General features: G+C 65.9%; 11 protein-coding genes. 4 read left to right on the top strand and 7 right to left on the bottom strand.

Annotation, left to right across the window (positions count from 1 at the left end; all coding sequences use genetic code 11):
- Positions 1 to 60 precede the first annotated feature (60 nt).
- The 4 genes from HH213_RS05450 (at position 61) to HH213_RS05435 (ending at position 6,871) form a co-directional block, all read left to right on the top strand.
- Positions 61 to 2,481 (top strand): catalase, encoded by a 2,421-nt coding sequence (locus HH213_RS05450; RefSeq protein WP_169111268.1) that lies wholly within the window; start codon positions 61 to 63, stop codon positions 2,479 to 2,481.
- Positions 2,482 to 2,589: 108 nt separating this feature from the next.
- On the top strand, positions 2,590 to 4,221 hold the full coding sequence (locus HH213_RS05445) for an MFS transporter (RefSeq protein WP_169111266.1): 1,632 nt from the start codon (positions 2,590 to 2,592) through the stop codon (positions 4,219 to 4,221).
- Between the two features lie 5 nt (positions 4,222 to 4,226).
- The gene (locus HH213_RS05440; RefSeq protein WP_174864393.1) at positions 4,227 to 5,441 is read left to right on the top strand and encodes an HlyD family secretion protein; all 1,215 of its coding nucleotides are present in this window, start codon (positions 4,227 to 4,229) and stop codon (positions 5,439 to 5,441) included.
- Positions 5,438 to 6,871, top strand: a complete 1,434-nt coding sequence (locus HH213_RS05435; protein ID WP_229263309.1) for an efflux transporter outer membrane subunit — start codon at positions 5,438 to 5,440, stop codon at positions 6,869 to 6,871. The genes HH213_RS05440 and HH213_RS05435 overlap by 4 nt, the downstream gene beginning before the upstream one ends.
- 73 nt (positions 6,872 to 6,944) lie before the next feature.
- Here HH213_RS05435 and HH213_RS05430 read toward each other — a convergent pair whose 3' ends face one another.
- The 7 genes from HH213_RS05430 to HH213_RS05400 form a co-directional block, all read right to left on the bottom strand.
- Complete coding sequence (locus tag HH213_RS05430; protein ID WP_169111264.1) at positions 6,945 to 7,403, bottom strand: AraC family transcriptional regulator; 459 nt, start codon at positions 7,401 to 7,403, stop codon at positions 6,945 to 6,947.
- Positions 7,375 to 10,500 (bottom strand): efflux RND transporter permease subunit, encoded by a 3,126-nt coding sequence (locus HH213_RS05425; RefSeq protein ID WP_169111262.1) that lies wholly within the window; start codon positions 10,498 to 10,500, stop codon positions 7,375 to 7,377. The genes HH213_RS05430 and HH213_RS05425 overlap by 29 nt, the downstream gene beginning before the upstream one ends.
- Before the next feature lie 8 nt (positions 10,501 to 10,508).
- Positions 10,509 to 11,618: an efflux RND transporter periplasmic adaptor subunit gene (locus HH213_RS05420; RefSeq protein ID WP_169111260.1), complete on the bottom strand. Its 1,110-nt coding sequence runs from the start codon at positions 11,616 to 11,618 to the stop codon at positions 10,509 to 10,511.
- 15 nt (positions 11,619 to 11,633) lie between these two features.
- Positions 11,634 to 13,274 carry a TolC family protein gene (locus tag HH213_RS05415; protein ID WP_229263308.1) on the bottom strand — a complete coding sequence of 547 codons (1,641 nt, stop codon included), beginning with the start codon at positions 13,272 to 13,274 and terminating at the stop codon, positions 11,634 to 11,636.
- A 101-nt stretch (positions 13,275 to 13,375) separates the two neighbouring features.
- Positions 13,376 to 14,566, bottom strand: a complete 1,191-nt coding sequence (locus tag HH213_RS05410; protein WP_169111258.1) for a GGDEF domain-containing protein — start codon at positions 14,564 to 14,566, stop codon at positions 13,376 to 13,378.
- Between the two features lie 282 nt (positions 14,567 to 14,848).
- Positions 14,849 to 16,207, bottom strand: coding sequence for a hybrid sensor histidine kinase/response regulator (locus HH213_RS05405; RefSeq protein ID WP_110844938.1), 1,359 nt, complete (start codon positions 16,205 to 16,207; stop codon positions 14,849 to 14,851).
- Positions 16,208 to 16,260: 53 nt separating this feature from the next.
- Complete coding sequence (locus HH213_RS05400) at positions 16,261 to 17,001, bottom strand: 2OG-Fe dioxygenase family protein (RefSeq protein WP_169111256.1); 741 nt, start codon at positions 16,999 to 17,001, stop codon at positions 16,261 to 16,263.
- Positions 17,002 to 17,006: the final 5 nt, after the last annotated feature.

Genomic DNA, 17,006 nt, shown 5'->3' with positions numbered 1-17,006 from the left:
CGCCGGGACGACCGGTGATGTCCGCAAGGGCATTCCGTTCGTCTCGTTCAAAGGATATCCATGACCACCAAGCAAAAATCGCCGGCCTCCGTAATGGGGGCCGGTAGTGTATTGAGCACCGTTGCGGGCCCATCGTCCGCCAATCCGCCCACCAGTCTGGGTGGCGCCAGCACCCAGGACCAGGCCCTGATCGACAAAGTGACCGGCGGCCAGCAGGCCGCCGACGCCATGCCGTACAACGCCAATAAAGCCGGCGAACACGGCGAAGCCGCACGTACGCCGCAGCCCGGCCAGACCTGCCCGGTGCCGCACCCGGTGGCCAGCGCCAGTACCGCCGGCGAAACCACCCCATCGCCGAAGACCGGCAATGGCGCGCCGCCGCTGGGCGTGTGCCCTGCAGGTGACCTGGACCGTGTGCGCGCAGACGGCAGCGACCAGCGTCTGACCACCAACCAGGGCGTGCCGGTCGCCGACAACCAGAATTCGCTGAAAGTCGGCCTGCGCGGACCAACCGCGATGGAAGACTTCATCCTGCGCGAAAAAATCACCCATTTCGACCATGAACGCATTCCGGAACGCGTGGTGCATGCGCGCGGCTCGGCCGCCCATGGCTACTTCGAAAGCTACCAGGACCTGAGCGACCTGACCCGCGCGGCGCCGTTCGCGGCGGCCGGCAAGCGCACCCCGGTGTTCGTGCGCTTCTCGACCGTGGCCGGCGAGCGCGGTTCGGCCGACACCGTGCGCGACGTGCGCGGCTTTGCCGTCAAGTTTTACACCGACGAAGGCAACTGGGATCTGGTGGGCAATAACATTCCGGTGTTCTTCATCCAGGACGCGATGAAATTCCCGGACCTGATCCACTCGGTCAAGCCCGAGCCGCACAACGGCATCCCGCAGGCGGCCAGCGCGCACGATACCTTCTGGGACTTCGTCACGCTGATGCCGGAATCGACCCACATGCTGATGTGGCACCTGTCCGACCGCGCCATCCCGCGCAGCTACCGCACCATGCAGGGCTTCGGCGTGCATACCTTCCGCCTGGTCAATGCGCAGGGCGCCTCGGTGTTCTGCAAATTCCACTGGCAGCCGGTGGGCGGCACCCACTCGCTGGTGTGGGACGAGGCGGCCAAGATCATCGGCGCCGATCCCGACTTCCACCGCCGCGACCTATGGGAAGCGATCGAGGCCGGCGCCTATCCGGAATGGGAACTGGGCCTGCAGATCTTCAGCGAAGAGCAGGCGGCATCGTTCCCGTTCGACGTGCTGGACCCGACCAAGATCGTGCCGGAAGAGCTGGTGCCGGTGCAGGTGGTCGGCAAGATGACGCTGAACCGCAACCCGGACAATTTCTTCGCCGAGACCGAACAGGTGGCGTTCTGTACCGCGCACATCGTGCCGGGCATCGACTTCACCAACGACCCGCTGCTGCAGGGGCGTATCCATTCGTATCTGGATACGCAGATTAGCCGCCTGGGCGGCGTCAACTTCCACGAGATTCCGATCAACGCGCCGCTGGCGCCGGTGCACAACAACCAGCGGGACGGCATGCATCGCCAGGCCGTACATCGCGGCCGCGTGGCCTATGAGCCGAACTCGCTGGGTGGCGGCTGTCCGTTCCAGGCCGGCATGGCCGGTTTCACCACCGCCTTCAGCCAGATGCCGCAACCACTGGAAGACAAGGTGCGCGGCAAGCCGGAACTGTTCGCCGACCACTATTCCCAGGCGCGCCTGTTCTGGATCAGCCAGAGCCCGGCCGAGCAGGCCCACATCGTCAACGCCTACCGCTTTGAATTGAGCCGGGTAACGGTGCCGGCGATCCGCGTACGTCTGCTGTCGATGCTGGCCAATGTCGACCCGATCCTGGCCGAAGGCGTGGCGCAGGGACTGGGCATGGAGGTGCCGCCACCGATGCCGCTGGCGACCGACGCGCCGCCGCCGCACTACGAGCCATCGCCGGCGCTGTCGCTGCTGAGCCGTCCCGGTGCCATCGGCGCCAAGACGCGCAAGGTGGCCATTCTGGCCGGCCACGGGGTTGACGCCGACAGCGTGAAAAAAGTGTATGCCGCGCTGCTGGCGGCCGGCGCCGTGCCACGTGTGGTGGCGCCGCAACTGGGCCAATTGACGGCGGCCGACGGCAGCCGTCTGGATGTCGAGATCTCGATCGAAGCCGGTCCCGGCGTGCTGTATGACGCGGTGGTGATCGCCGACGGCGCCACCAGCGCCTCGATGCTGGCCGGCGACGCCGACGCCCGCGACTTCGTGCGCCTGCAATACCGTCACTGCAAGCCGATGCTGGCGATCGGCGACGGTCAGCAGCTGCTGGCGGCGGCCGGCATTCCAGCCGCGCTGGCCGACGGCACGCCTGATCCGGCGCTGTGGCAGGTTTCTGCCGGCGCGTTGGACAGCGCATTGAGCGAGTTCCAGCAGGCGCTGGGCGGTCACCGTAACTTCCAGCGCGAAACCGACGCCGTGCCACTGTAAAACCGTCCTGTACCATTGACGTGTTCCATTGATGGCGAGCATAGTGATATGCTCGCCATTAACGCTTTTATTGCCTCTACCAAAAGAAAGAATCAGGATACCTGACGCATGGACGTATACGCCCCTCAAGTATGGCAGCCGCACGAACGGCCGACCCTGCCGGGATCGCCGTCCAATCCCGACCATTCCATGCCGAAGCGGGTGGCCTTCCTGGTGGTGGGCTTCATCGTCGCCATCACCGGCGGCCTCGGCAATGCGCTGGTGTCGGTCAACCTGCCATATCTGCAAGGCTCGCTGGGCGTGTTCACCACCGAAATCCAGTGGCTGCCGGCCGCCTATGTGATGACCAACGTGTCGATGAACCTGCTGCTGGTGAAATTCCGCCAGCAGTACGGGCTGCGCCTGTTTACCGAATTGTTCCTGGTGCTGTATGCGCTGGTCACCGTGGCCCACTTGTTCGTGCATGGCCTCGGCTCGGCCATCGCCGTGCGGGCCGCGCACGGCATGAGCGGTGCGGCGCTGACCACACTCGGCCTGTATTACACGCTGCAAGCCTTTCCGGCCAAGCATCGGCTCAAGGGGGCGGTGCTGGGCATCGGCTTTTCTCAGCTGGCGATTCCCATGGCGCGGCTGTTCTCGTCCGACCTGCTGGACTTCGGCGAATGGCGCGGCCTGTACTTCTTCGAACTGGGCATGGCGCTGGTGTCGCTGGCCTGCGTGCTGGCGTTGAAGCTGCCGCCGGGCGACCGCATCAAGGTGTTCGAGAAAATGGACTTTTTGACTTTCGGCCTGTTCGCCCCCGGCGTGGCGCTGCTGTCGGCCGTGCTGGCGCTGGGCCGCACCGTCTGGTGGCTGGACGCGCCGTGGGTCGGCTATGCGCTGGCCGGCTCGATCGCGCTGATCTGCGCCGCGCTGGCGATTGAACACAACCGCGCGCGGCCGCTGCTCAACACGCGCTGGCTGATCAATCCCAACATCGCCCGGCTGGCCACCTCGGTACTGCTGATCCGCGTGGTGCAGTCGGAAGCCAGCGGCACGGTCGGCTTTTTGCAGACGCTGGGCCTGAACAACGACCAGATGCTGACGCTGTGGTGGATCGTCATGGCCGGCGCCGTGGCCGGACTGGTGGTCAGCGCGCTGTACATTGCGCCGTCGCGCATTCCCGGTCAGCTGCTGTTCTCGCTGGCGGTGATGGCGCTGGGCGCCTACCTGGACTCCGACGCCACCAATCTGACGCGGCCGCAAGACCTGTACTTGTCACAGTTCCTGCTCGGCTTTGGCGGCGCGCTGTTTGTCGGTCCCACATTCATCTCAGGCTTTGGCGCGGTGATCGCCGCGCCGAACAACCTGGTCAGCTTCTCGGTGATGTTCTCGATCACGCAGACGCTGGGTAGTCTGCTGGGTACGGCGCTGACCGGCACCTTCCAAGTATGGCGCGAGAAATACCATTCCAGCATTCTGGTTGAGCACCTGACGCTACTCGACCCGCAGGTGGCGGCGCGCATCCAGTCCGGCGGCGCGCGCGGACTGGCCTCGCTCAGTGCGACGGCCACGCGCGAAGCCAACATCCTTGCCTACAACGACGTCTTCCTCGGCGTGACTGTGCTGGCGCTGTTTACGATGGCGGCGATGCTGACGCATTACCTGTGGACCGCCTGCGTGTCCCATCAATCGAAATCGGTGCAGAACGCCCAGACCGGCATGGCGGCTGCTTCTCTTAACAATTCCGGATCTCGCTGAAACCTATGGCCACTACTCCACCTCCCGACACCCCGTCCACTTCCGACAGCCGCATGGCGGCGATGGCTGCCGCGGCGGCCGCTGCTGCCGTGGCGGCGTCCAGTCCCGCCGCGCAGACTCCGGACCGGCGCGCGCAAGTGCTGTCCGCAACCTTGTTTGCGCTGGTGGCGCTGGTGGGCGTGCTGGTGGTGCTGTATGCGTGGCGGCTGCCGCCATTCACCAGCGCCATCGTCTCCACCGAGAATGCGCTGGTGCGCGGCCAGGTGACGCTGATCGGCACGCAGTTGCCCGGCTATGTGGTGGACGTCAAGGTACAGGACTTCCAGTGGGTTAAGCAGGGCGAGTTGTTGGCGCAGATCGACGACCGCATCTACCAGCAGCGCTACGAACAGGCGCACGCGCAGCTGGCCGCGCAAAAAGCCGCGCTGGAAAACTGGGTGCAGGCGCATCGCTCGGCCGAGGCCAGTGTGCTGCTGAACCAGGCCACGCTGGCCAACGCGCAGGCGCAGGCAGCCAAGTCGGTGGCCGATCTGAAGCGCGTCAATTCGCTGGCGGAAGATGGTTCGCTGTCGCTGCGCGAACAGGATTCGTCGCGCGCGGCCAATGCCCAGACCTCGGCGGCGGTGGCGCAGGCGCGCGCCGGCCTGGATATCGCCAAGCAGCAGGTGTTGTCGGTAACGGTCAACAAGCTGTCGCTAGAGGCGGCGGTGGCCAACGCGGAAGCGGCGCTGAAGGCGGCCAAGGTGGATCTCGACAATACCCGCATCACGGCGCCGGAAGATGGCCAGCTGGGGCAGGTGACGGTGCGCAAGGGCGCGTACGTCAACGTCGGCGCGCAGCTGATGGGGCTGGTGCCGAAGCAGCTGTGGGTGATCGCCAACCTCAAAGAAACGCAGATGAACGGCGTGCAGGTCGGTCAGCCGGCCACGTTCAAGGTCGACGCGCTGGATGGCGCGCAGCTGACCGGCGTGGTGGAGCGGATATCGCCGGCCACCGGCTCGGAGTTCAGCGTGCTGCCGGCCGATAACGCCACCGGCAACTTCGTCAAGATCGCCCAGCGGATTCCTGTGCGCATTCGCATCGACCAGGGCCAGGCCAATGCGCGCCGGCTGGCGCCGGGCATGTCGGTGGTGGTCAGCATCGACACCTCGGTCAAGGTGCGCGAGACGGCGCATAGCCAGCCCGCACCAGCCGTAACGCCGACGGGAGCCCAGCCATGATGTGGCGCGCCTGGTGGAGGCGCCCGCGCGCCACGGGCGTGGCGTTGGCCGTGGCGCTGGTTCTGGCTGGCTGCGCGGCGACTGTTGCACCGCCGCCGGCATCGACCTTGCAGGTGCCAACCGCATGGCGCACGGCGGTGCAGCAGCAGGGTAGCGGGCCAGTGGCGCAGCAGTGGTGGCAGAGCTTTGGCGATCCCGCCTTGACGGCGCTGGTCGACCAAGCCTTACAAAACAACGGCGACCTGCGCGTGGCCCGCGCCCGCGTTGCGCAGTACCGCGCGCTGATCGGCGTGGCCGAAGCGGGACAGAAACCCACCGTCTCGGTCGACTCGACGCCGACCCGCGCGCGCCAGCTGGCCTACAACGGCGTGCCATACGTGACCAATGTCTACCAGGCCGAATTCCAGGCCAGCTACGAAATCGACGCGTGGGGCCGACTGGCCGCACTGACCGACGCCGCCACTGCCACCTATCAGGCCGAGCAAGCCAACGCCGATGCGGTGGCGCTGTCGATCGCCGCCACCGTGGCTTCCGGCTATCTCAACCTGCGCGGGCTGGATGCGCAGCTGGAACTGACCGAAGCCACGCTCAAGCTGCGCGAAGAATCCGCCAAGCTGGCTAAGCGCCAGTTCGACGTCGGCTACAGCTCGCGGCTGGAATGGCTGCAGGCGCAGGCCGAGTACCAGACCACCGCCGAAACCGTGCCGCAGCTGAAACGGCAAATCTTTGAACAGGAAAATGCGCTGTCCATCCTCACCGGCGGTAATCCCGGGCCGGTGGCGCGCGGCACCGCATTGGCCGACCTGCAATCGCCGCCGGTGCCGGAAGGGCTGCCGTCGGAACTGCTGCGCCGCCGTCCCGACATCGCGCGCGCCGAATACAACCTGGTGGCCCTCAACGCCAACCTGCAAGCCACGCGCGACCAGTTGCTGCCGTCGTTCCGGCTGACCGCAGCGGGTGGCGTGCAGAATCTGAAGTGGCACGATCTGCTCAATGCGCCGACGGCGCTGTGGCACCTGACCGCCGCCGTGGCCGCGCCGGTGTTTGACGGCGGCCGCGTGCAGTCGCAGACCGACTCGGTGGCGGCGCAGCGCGACCAGAGCATCTATGCGTATGAGAGTGCGGTGAGGACGGCGTTTTCGGAAACCGAGAATGGTCTTGGCGCGATTGTACGGCTGCGTGAACAGGCGATCCAGAACGACGCGCGTCGCGCCACGGCGGCGGAAACGCTGCGCATCGCGCACAACCGCTATCGCAACGGCTACGCCTCGTATCTGGAAGAACTGGACGCCCAACGCACGCTGTACAGCGCGGACGTCGGACGCCTGCAGTTGAAGACGCGGATACTGGTCGCTTCAGTGGACCTGTACCGCGTAATGGGCGGGGGATGGCAACCGCGAGTCGGCGGCGCCGATTTGGGTGCAAGGTGACGGCGCCCGCTACCCCGCACGGCGGCGTGCCGGGGTCAGACCCCGTGCGGGGTCAGACCCCTTCGGACTGGGGTTACTTAACAGGGATGCACAGTTCTGCGGAGAACACGCCGGTGTCCGGGTCCATGTTGTACTCGGCCGGATAACGCTCGAAGCACACGCCTTCGTCGATCTTGCCCTCGGCCGACAGTTGGCCGAAGAATTCGCCCCATGCTTTCGGGACGTCGGCGCCGGCGCCCTTGAACGGCGCCACCGCGTAATGCCCCGCCGGCAGGTGCGATTCCTTGGCCGGTGGCTGGATCGGATACTCGGCCGATACCGCCACGCAGGCGTCGTAGCGGCACTCGGCGGCCGGCGTGGTGGACGGATCATCCTGCGCCACGCCGTAGGTCACTTTGCCGGTCAGGCCCATGGCCTGCTGCCACGGCGTGAACACTTCCTTCCAGAACTCGCCGACGGCGGGACCGAACGGTCCCTTGTAGCGCAAGTAGGCGACACGGACTTCAGGCAGTTCTTTTATCTCGTATTGCATGCACGTCTCCTTCATGAACAGCCGGCTGGCGGCGCACCTTGCGCAGCATGCGCTGCAGCCAGTGTTCAAAGTCGTCGACATAGGTGAACACGGCAGGCACCACCAGCAAGCTCAAAAGCGTTGAAGTAATCAGGCCGCCAATCACGGTGATCGCCATCGGGGAGCGGAAGCTCGGGTCGGCGCCCCAGCCCAAGGCCAGTGGCATCATGCCCGCGCCCATCGCAATGGTGGTCATCAGGATCGGACGGCTACGTTTGTGGCAGGCATCGACCAGCGCTTCAAAGCGCCCCATGCCTTCCTGACGGGCCAGAATAGCATAATCAACCAACAAGATTGAATTCTTGGTCACGATCCCCATCAGCATGATCAAGCCGATCATCGACGGCATCGACAGCGCGCTATGCGTCACCAGCAGCGCCACGAAGGCGCCGCCGATCGACAGCGGCAGCGCCGCCAGAATCGTCGCCGGCTGCATGAAGTCTTTGAACAGCAGCACCAGCACACAGTAGATGCACAATACGCCGATCAGCATGGCGAGGCCGAAGCTGGCGAACAGCGACGCCATCTCCTGGGTGTCGCCGAGTTCCGCGATCTTCACCGACGGCGGCAGGTTTTTCAGCGACGGCAGCGCGCGCGCTTCGCTGTTGACTTCACCCAGCGCGCGTTTGCCCAGCTCCACTTCCAGCGTGACGTTGCGGCTGCGGTTGAGGCGATTGATCTGCGCCGGACCGCTTTCCATGCTGATGTCGGCCACGGTGGCCAGCAGTACCGGGCCGTTCTTGCCCGGCACCGTCAGGCGGCCGATGGCGTCCAGGTCGGCGCGTACCGCGTCCGGCAGCTTGACGCGGATCGGCACCTGGCGCTCCGGCAGGTTCATTTTGGTCAGGTCGGTGTCGTAGTCGCCGGCGGTGGCCACGCGCACCGTCTGGCCGATGGATTCGGCGGTGACGCCCATGTCGGCCGCCTTGGCGAAATCCGGCTTGACGATGATTTCCGGCCGCACCAGCGACGCGGTCGAGCGCACGTTGCCGACGCCCTTCAGCGTGCGCAGTTCACGTTCGGCTTTCTGTGCGGCGGCTTTCAGCGCCACCGGGTCTTCGCTGCGCAGCACCAGCTGCATCTTGACGCCGTTGTCCGGCGGGCCGACCTTGAAGCGGGCGCCGGGAATGGCGTCCAGCTTGTGGCGGATTTCGGCTTCCAGATCGGCCATCGATTCCTTGCGGTCGGTGCGGTGCACGGTGGTCAGCGTCAGCACGGCGCTGCGCGCTTCGGCTGCGGCGCCGGGGGCGAAGGCGTCGCCGCTGGAGCCGCCACCGATGGAGCTGAAGATCGACTTGATGCCTTTGACCTGCATCGCCGCCTGGCGCGCGCGCTCGGCCACCACGCTGGTTTCGGCCAGCGTGGAGCCGGGCGGCAGTTCCAGGTTGATCTGCGTCTGCGAGCGGTCGGCGGCGGGCACGAAGCCGGTCGGCAGCAGGCCGACCAGCATGATCGAGGTGACGAAGAACACGGCGGCGGCGCTGGCGGTCACCAGGCGGTGCGTCAGGCACCAGCGCATGACGCGGATGTAGCGCGACATCAGCCAGCCGTCTTTTTCTTCCTTGTGCGCGGCAGGCTTGAGGATGTAGGCCGCCATCATCGGCGTCAGCAGACGCGCGACCACCAGCGACGCCAGCACCGCGATCACGGCGGTCCAGCCGAACTGCTTGAAGAACAGGCCGGGAATGCCGCTCATGAAGGCGGTCGGCAGGAACACCGCCACCAGCGCGAAGGTGGTGGCGATGACGGCCATGCCGATTTCGTCGGCCGCTTCCATCGCCGCTTCCATCGGCGTTTTGCCCATGCGCAGATGGCGCTCGATGTTTTCGATTTCAACGATGGCGTCGTCCACCAGCACGCCGACCACCAGGGCCAGCGACAGCAGCGTGACGGTGTTGAGCGTGTAGCCGAACAGGTAGATGCCGAGGAAGGCCGGCATCACCGACAGCGGCAGGGCGGCGGCGGCCACCAGCGTGGCGCGCCAGTCGCGCAGGAACCACCACACCACCAGTACCGCCAGCAGCGAGCCTTCGTACAGCAGTTCCATCGAGCCGTCGAAGTTTTCTTCAACCGGATGGGCGTTGTCGATGACCTGTTTCAGTTCGACTTTTGGATTGTTCTTTTGCAGCTCTTCGATGGCGGCGCGCGCGCCTTTGGCGACCGCCACTTCGCTGGCGCCCTTGGTACGGAAGATTTCAAAGCCGACCACTGGCGCGCCGTCTTGCAGTGCGACGGCGCGCGGTTCGGAGACGGTGTCGGTGACGGTTGCCACCTGATCGAGCCGCACGCGGCGGCCGTCCGGCAGCGGCAGGTCCATGGCCGCCAGTTCGGCCGCCGTCTGCACGGTGGCGATGGTGCGCACCGATTGTTCTGCGCCGCTGACGTCACCGCGTCCGCCTGGCGCTTCCTTCTGTACCTGATGCAGCTGGCGCGAGACGTCCAGCGCGGAGACGCGCAGCGCTGCCATGCGGGCGTCGTCCAGCTCCACGCGGATTTCGCGATAAACGCCGCCGACGCGCTTGACCGCGCCGACGCCGGGCACCGCCAGCAGGCGCTTGGCGACGGTGTTATCGACGAACCAGCTGATTTCCTGGCTGTCCATTTTGTCGCCATGGGTCGGCGCGGCGGCGGCGGTGAAGGTCAGCACCACGCGGCCGGCGGTGGAGGCTTTGGTGACGCTGGGGTCGCGCAGCTCGGCCGGCATGTCGGCCTTGACGCGGGCGACGGCGTCGCGCACATCGTTCACCGCGTCGGAGATGTTCTTCTCCAGGATGAATTCGATGGTGGTGGTGGAAACGCCATCGAGCACGGTGGTGGAGATGTTCTTGATGCCTTGCAGCGTGGCCACCGAGTCTTCGATCTTGCGTGAGACTTCGGTTTCCAGCTGCGCCGGCGCGCTGCCGTCCAGCGTGGCGGTGACGGTGACGATCGGCAGTTCGATGTCCGGGAAGTCCTGCACCGGATTGGCTTTGTAGGCCAGGAAGCCGGCCAGCGACAGCAGCGCAAACAGCATGATCGCCGGGATCGGATTCTTGATGGAGAGGGCGGAGAAGTTCATGCTGTTCCTTAGCTGGCGACGACGTTGACCAGGTCACCGTCGTTCAGGAAGCCGGCGCCACGCACCACGATCTGGGTGTCGGCTTTGAGGCCGCCCAGCACTTCGATGCGGTCGCCGAGGCGGCGGCCCGGCTGCACCTTGATCTGGCTGACATGCTTGTCGGCGTTTAGGCGGAACACGAAGCTGAAACCGTCGCGCACCACGATGGCCTGCTGCGGCACGGTCATGGCGTCGGAGGCGCCCAGTTGGAACTGGCCGCTGGCGAACATGCCGGCCTTGAACGGCGCGTCCTTGCTGCCGGCGCTTTGCGGCAGGTCCACGTAGACCAGTGCCGAGCGGGTTTGCGGGTCGACGGTTGGTGCGATCATGCGCACCTTGCCGGTGACTTCGCTGCCGTTGGCGGCTTTGACGATGGCGTTGACGCCGGGCTTGAGGTAGCGCAGGTCGGCGGCGACGACTTCGGCGCGCCATTCGAGGCGGCCCTGGCGGATCATGCGGAACAATTCCGTGCCGGCGCCGGAAACCGCGCCGACGGTGGCGCTGCGGGCCGAGATGACGCCGCTGTCGGGGGCGACGACTTTGGTGTATTTGAGGCGCAGCTGTTGGCTGGCCAGTGCCGCCTTGGCAGAGGCGATGCGGGCGTTGGCGGTTTGCTCGGCGGTGTTGTATTGGCTGATCTGCTGCGTGCTTAATGCGCCGGAGTTTTGCAGGGTGCGGGCGCGGGCGGCGTTGGCGGCGGCATCGGCGGCATTGGCTTCGGCTTCGTGGACAGCGGCTTGGGCTTGCGCGAGGTCGGCGTTGACGGTGTCGGCGGAGAACACGGCCAGCACCTGGCCGGCCTTGACGATGTCGCCGACGTTGACGCGCACGTCGGTCAGGCGCAGGCCACTGGATTCGCTGGAAACGCTGGCTTCCTGCCAGGCGGCGACGTTGCCGTTGGCGGCCAGTTTGATCGGCAGGCTGGCGGCGCTGGGCTGGGTGATGGTGACGGTCAGCGCGGCTTTCGGCGCTTCGGCTTTCTTGTCGTCGGCGGCTTGCGCGTAGCTGGCGATGCCGGCGGCGGCTACTGCAAAAGCGGCGGCCAGGACGTAGGCGAGTGGTTTCAGTTTAGCGTTCATGATGGGTTGATGGAGTTAGTTGGCGACGCGGAGGATGGCTGCCACCTGGGCAGGGCGGCCAGTGGTTGCCGTGACAGCGGCGCGGGTGGCGTCGTCGGCGGCGCTGAAGCCGCCGACTGGCGCGGTCGGCTGCGGCGCGGCTGCGGCTGAAGGCTGCGGGCTAGCGGGTGGTGTGAAGCCACCGCCGGCGGCGCGGTACAGGGCCACCCAGGCGGCGCTGCGGTCGCGTTGCAGGTTGATGACGGCTTGCTCGGCGGTGAGGCGGGTGCGGCGCGCGTCTTCCAGTTCGAACAGGCTGGCCATGCCGTTCTTGTAGCGCTCATCGACGGCGGCGTAGTTGGCGCGGTAGCCTTCCAGCGCGCTCTGGGCGTGGCCGGCGCGGGCGGCGGTGCTGTCCAGGTTGACCAGCGCCTGTTCGACTTCACTGACCGCCTGGCGCACGGTGGCGCGGTAGCTGCTGACGGCGGCGTCATAGCGCGCATTGGCCGAGTCGACGTTGGCGCGGCGGCGGCCGGCGTCGAACACCGGCAGCGACAGCGCGACCGGGCCGATGGTCCAGGTGTCGGTTTTGGTGTTGTCGCCGCTGGCGCGGAAGTTGGCGACGCCGACCGAACCGGATAAGGTCAGGCGCGGATAGCGCTGCGCCTGGGCGTTGCCGACATCGGCACTGGCGGCTGCCACTTCGCGTTCGGCAGTGAACACGTCCGGCCGCTGACTTAAGGTACGCGCCGGCAGCTCGGCAATCGCCATCGCCGGCGCGGTGAAGGACGCATACACAGCGTCCGTTGCTGTGTCGGCCGCGCCGCTTAGCATTTCGCCCGCAGCGCGGCCCATCATGCTGCCGCTGCCGCTGCCGCTGGCAACGCGTGTCGCATCGTTCGGTAGGCCGGCCGCGAGTTTCTGGCGCAGTGCCGGTTCGTCGATGGCGGTCAGGGCGGACAGCACTTTGACGTCGATGTCGCACGCGGCACGCTGGGCGAGGTAACGGTTGTTGCCGTCGGCGGCGCTGGCGCGGGCCAGCGACAGGCTGGCGGGCGACTGGAAGCCCGCTTTGGCGCTCAGCGCCGTCAGCCGCTCGGTGTCGTCGCGCGACCTTGCATCCTGCTGCGCCACGGCCAGCAGCTGCTCGCAGGCGCGCAGACCGTAATACTGGTTCGCCACCTCGGCCGCCACCGATACGCGCGCATCATGCCAGCCCGCATGCGCGCTCTCCAGCCGCGCCTGCGCCGCGTCGCGCGCCGCGCGGTTGGCGCCAAACAGATCCACCTCCCACGACGCATTCAACGCTGCTTGCGAGGTGGTCCCCATCGGCAGCGACGACTGCTGGTTGGAGCGGTTCACGCTGGCCGCCGCATCCACATTCGGCAGCAGCGCCGCTCCTGCGGCCACCCGCTCGGCACGCGACTGCGCAATGCGCGAGGCGGCCGACGCCACGGTCGGACTGACCGCCTGCGCCGATTCGATCAGCTGCACCAGCAAGCCATCGGCCTGTCCGCGCCACCAGGTGGCGAGATCGGTCTGGCTGCCGTTATGCGGCAACGGCGCCTGCCACTGCTGCGGCGTTGGCGCTTCCACTTGCGCCGCCGGTCCCTGTACCGCGCAGGCGCTCAACGTCGCCGCGACGGCCAGGGCCATCGCGCGTAATAAAACTTTCATGCTTTCCCTTGTTGTCGTAGTGTGTTTTTCGCGTTGACCGCTGTGTAGACGCGACTGCGCCTCCAATATTGCAGGATCGGAAAAATAAATAACGAAAAGGATCAGGCCACGAGTGCGGCCGGCGGCTGGTTCAATTCTTCTTCATGCAGGCGAACACGATTGCGGCCGTGGCGTTTCGCGTAATACAGCGCCTGGTCGGCGCGGCGCAGGGCGTCTTCCCAATGCTGATCGTCGCGCATGCAAGCGGACAGGCCGACGCTGACGGTCAGCGTCAGGCTACGATCATTGAGTTGCAGTGCTGCTGTCTCGATCTGCCCGCGCAGGCGTTCGCCAACCTGGAGCGCGTGCTGCGGACTGCTGCCGGCGATCAGTACGGCGAATTCCTCGCCGCCGATGCGGAAGCGGGCGTCGTAGCCACGCAGCGCCTGCGCAGCAACGTCGGCCACATGGCGAATGGCGGCGTCGCCGGCGGCATGGCCGTATTGATCGTTGATCGGTTTGAAGTGGTCAATGTCAAACATCAGCATATGCAGCGCGGCGCCGCTGCGGCGATGGCGCTGGAATGCCGGTTCCGCGGCTTCCTGCAGCGCGCGGCGGTTGTGCCAGCCGGTCAAGGCGTCGGTCAGCGCGGCGCTGTGCAAGGCCAGTTCCTGACGCCGCATGACGATCAGCGCGCAGCACATCGTGGCCAGCGACAGGAACGCCAGGACCGCCAGCGAACCGGTGGTCTGCACCCACTGGGCGCCGATGAAGGTCAGCTGCGAGGGCTGGTCCTGCGCCATGACGATCGTGCGCGCCGCCTGCTGCAGCATGAAGACCGCTTCCACCAGCATGAGCGGCAGATAGCACGATCGCATGGCGGGATCGGTGCGGCGCGCCAGCAGCCAGACTACGCTGGCGTTGATGACGATGATGGCCGGCGCCAGCATCACCAGGCGCTGGTTGACCGGGCCGTGCGCGTAGTTGGTGGTGTGGATCGCCAGCAGTGACAGCGCCAGCAACGCCAGCCAGTCGAAGCGCGGCCGCCGGCCCAGGTGGCGGCGCACGCCGGCCAGTATCAGGTAATGACCGCTGATGTAGAAGACGTTGGCCAGCCCCGGCACCAGCAGGAACGGCAGCCGGTGGTGGATGGCGCCCAGCGCCAGCCCATTTGATGCGAGGAAGGCCAGCCCGGCCAGTGACCAGTCCAGCAGACAGCGCTCGCGCGGGCTTGCGCGGTGCAACAGGAACATGCTGGCGGCCATGATGGTGGCGGCCATTGCGGTCGAGATGACCAGAGTAGAGGGATCCATGGCGATGCAGGATGGCGCAGGGATGGGGCGCCGGTAACAATGTAGCCTGGAAGTATAGATGTTTGAGTATCGGAAAGACTCTCCATTTCTCACCGTGTCGCATTGCTGCATCAGCAGTCGCCATCCCTGGTACAGGCAAAAAAAAACCCGCTGCCAGTGGCGCGGGTTGAATTCCAATGTTCAGCGAACGGATTGGAGGAGACAGTTCCAACTATACCCCTCTTTATGTTGCACTGCAATACCGTAGAATTACGTTGTTATTATTGTCATCTTTTAAAATCCTCAAACGCCTCTGGCAGGCAGTGCCAGCGTGAAGGTGCTGCCTTGGCCGAAGTCGCTCTTGAAGAACAGCGAGCCGCCGATCAGGTTGGCCAGGTTCTGGCACAGGTACAGGCCCAGGCCGGCGCCTTCGGCGTGCCGGGTGGAGGTCGAATCCAGCTGCGAGAACGCCTGGAACAGCTTGGCCTGGTCTTCCTCGCGGATGCCGGCGCCGCTGTCGGCCACCGAAAATTCGATCACCGGCGCCTGGCCCTCGACCACGCGCTGGCTCAGCGACACGCGCACGGTGCCGCTTTCGGTGAACTTGATGGCGTTGTTGCCCAGGTTGAGCAGAATCTGCGTCAGCGCCCGGCGGTCGGTCTCCAGCACGATGGCCGGATCGGCCAGGTCCATTTCCAGCGTCAGGTTCTTTTGCACGGCCAGCGGACGTAGCGTGTCCACCACATCCTTGACCACGCCCTGGCACTGCACGGTTTCTAGTTCCAGCGTGACCTTGCCGGCTTCGATCTTGGCCACGTCCAGAATGTCGTTGATCAGCGAGAGCAGGTGGCGCGCGCTGGTGCGGATGGTGTTGAGCTGCTTGTCCTGTTCCGGCGTCAGCGGGCCGGGCAGCTTCATCAGCAGCGCGCCGGTGAAGCCGATGATAGCGTTCAGCGGCGTGCGCAGTTCGTGCGACATATTGGCGATGAAGGCTGACTTCATGCGGCTCGCCTCGGCCAGCTCCAGGTTCTTCAGCGCGATTTCGCGGTTGATGGTTTCCAGTTCGCCGGCGTGGTGCGCCAGCCGCATATTCAATTCGATCACCTGGCGCTCGCGCGCTTGCAATTCGCTATTGACCTGCACCGCCTGTTCGTAGGTGGAGATCAGCAGGTCGAGGATCTGCTGGCGGTCGGCGTTGATGAAGTGCTTTTGCTCGCCCAGATACAGGGCGATGCCGATCTCCATATTCTGGTTCTTGCGCAGCTTCTGGTTCATCAGCATATGGCCGATGCGGTTCAGCAGATAATCTTCCGCGTACGGCTTGCGGATGAAGTTATCGGCGCCGCATTCGATGCCGCGGATGATGTCCTTCGGGTCCATCAGCGAAGTGACCAGGATCACCGGGATGTCGCGCAGTTCCGGGTCGGCCTTGATGGCGCGGCACAGCGTGTAGCCGTCCATTTCGGGCATGACGATGTCCGACAGCACCAGGTGCGGCTTGCGCTCGCGGATGGCTTCCAGCGCCAGGCGGCCGTTCGGCGCCACGCGGGCGTTGTAGCGCATCGACTGGATCAGCCGGCGCAGACGTTCGGCCTGGGTGGGACTGTCTTCGACGATCAGTATTTCGATTTCATCTGGCTGTATTTCGTAACTGGTGTCCACAGACCACCCTCCTGGTGCATAGTTGGCTAGGCAAACTATATCGGATTACCCCATCAAGGGGAAGTTTCCTGTCCCTGGAAACTGCCGGCGCGCCAGGTCAGTACCAGTGTGTCGCGATGGCCGTGTTGCGCCAGGGGCTGGATCGGCGTGGATTCATGGATGACAGTGGCGTCATTCAGCAACAACATGGTCCACGGCGCGGTCATGGTGAAACGCTTGCCGTTCGGGCCATCGGCCTCGAACACGCGCGTCTCGCCGCCCTTGATACCGTCGCGGGCGATCAGGATCACGGCGACGAAATCGACGCCGTCGCGGTGCGCGCCTTCCGGCGTGGGCCGGCCGATGCCGTCGGTGGTGTCGATGCGGAACTGGTGCGCTTCAACATACCAAGGCGCGGAAGTGTCGCGCGCCGCGCTGCACAACTGGCCGATGGCGGTGATCAGCGCCGGCCAGCTTTGCTGCGTGACGGTGGCCGGCAGCACCGGCTCGAACAGCCGGTGCATGCCGCCGTGCAGGGCGTTGTATTCCAGCGGCTGCCAGTGCGCGCGGTGCGGCGTCTGCGTCAGGTGGCGGCCTTCCTGGATGAAGCAGGAATGGCGGCGGCGCCGGTAGCGGCCGCCGTCCTTCAGATACTGGTCGGTCGCGAGGTCGTTCCAGCTGGGGATCAGCGCGTCCAGCGCGGCCAGCGGCAGGCCGGCCAGCGTGGCCACGTCCTGCGGTTGTAGCAATGCATAGCCGTCGCGGCGCAGGGCCGTCACGGTGTCGGCCAGTGGCGTGTAGATAGGTGTCGTCATATTAG

Source organism: Duganella dendranthematis (assembly GCF_012849375.1).
GTDB classification, from domain to species: domain Bacteria; phylum Pseudomonadota; class Gammaproteobacteria; order Burkholderiales; family Burkholderiaceae_D; genus Rugamonas; species Rugamonas dendranthematis.
This window is presented reverse-complemented; position numbering and strand designations above follow the sequence as displayed.

Coding starts and splice junctions, on each gene's coding strand:
- HH213_RS05450 (WP_169111268.1), top strand. CDS start 61: ATGACCACCAAGCAAAAATCGCCGGCCTCCGTAATGGGGGCCGGTAGT.
- HH213_RS05445 (WP_169111266.1), top strand. CDS start 2,590: ATGGACGTATACGCCCCTCAAGTATGGCAGCCGCACGAACGGCCGACC.
- HH213_RS05440 (WP_174864393.1), top strand. CDS start 4,227: ATGGCCACTACTCCACCTCCCGACACCCCGTCCACTTCCGACAGCCGC.
- HH213_RS05435 (WP_229263309.1), top strand. CDS start 5,438: ATGATGTGGCGCGCCTGGTGGAGGCGCCCGCGCGCCACGGGCGTGGCG.
- HH213_RS05430 (WP_169111264.1), bottom strand. CDS start 7,403: ATGCAATACGAGATAAAAGAACTGCCTGAAGTCCGTGTCGCCTACTTG.
- HH213_RS05425 (WP_169111262.1), bottom strand. CDS start 10,500: ATGAACTTCTCCGCCCTCTCCATCAAGAATCCGATCCCGGCGATCATG.
- HH213_RS05420 (WP_169111260.1), bottom strand. CDS start 11,618: ATGAACGCTAAACTGAAACCACTCGCCTACGTCCTGGCCGCCGCTTTT.
- HH213_RS05415 (WP_229263308.1), bottom strand. CDS start 13,274: ATGAAAGTTTTATTACGCGCGATGGCCCTGGCCGTCGCGGCGACGTTG.
- HH213_RS05410 (WP_169111258.1), bottom strand. CDS start 14,566: ATGGATCCCTCTACTCTGGTCATCTCGACCGCAATGGCCGCCACCATC.
- HH213_RS05400 (WP_169111256.1), bottom strand. CDS start 17,001: ATGACGACACCTATCTACACGCCACTGGCCGACACCGTGACGGCCCTG.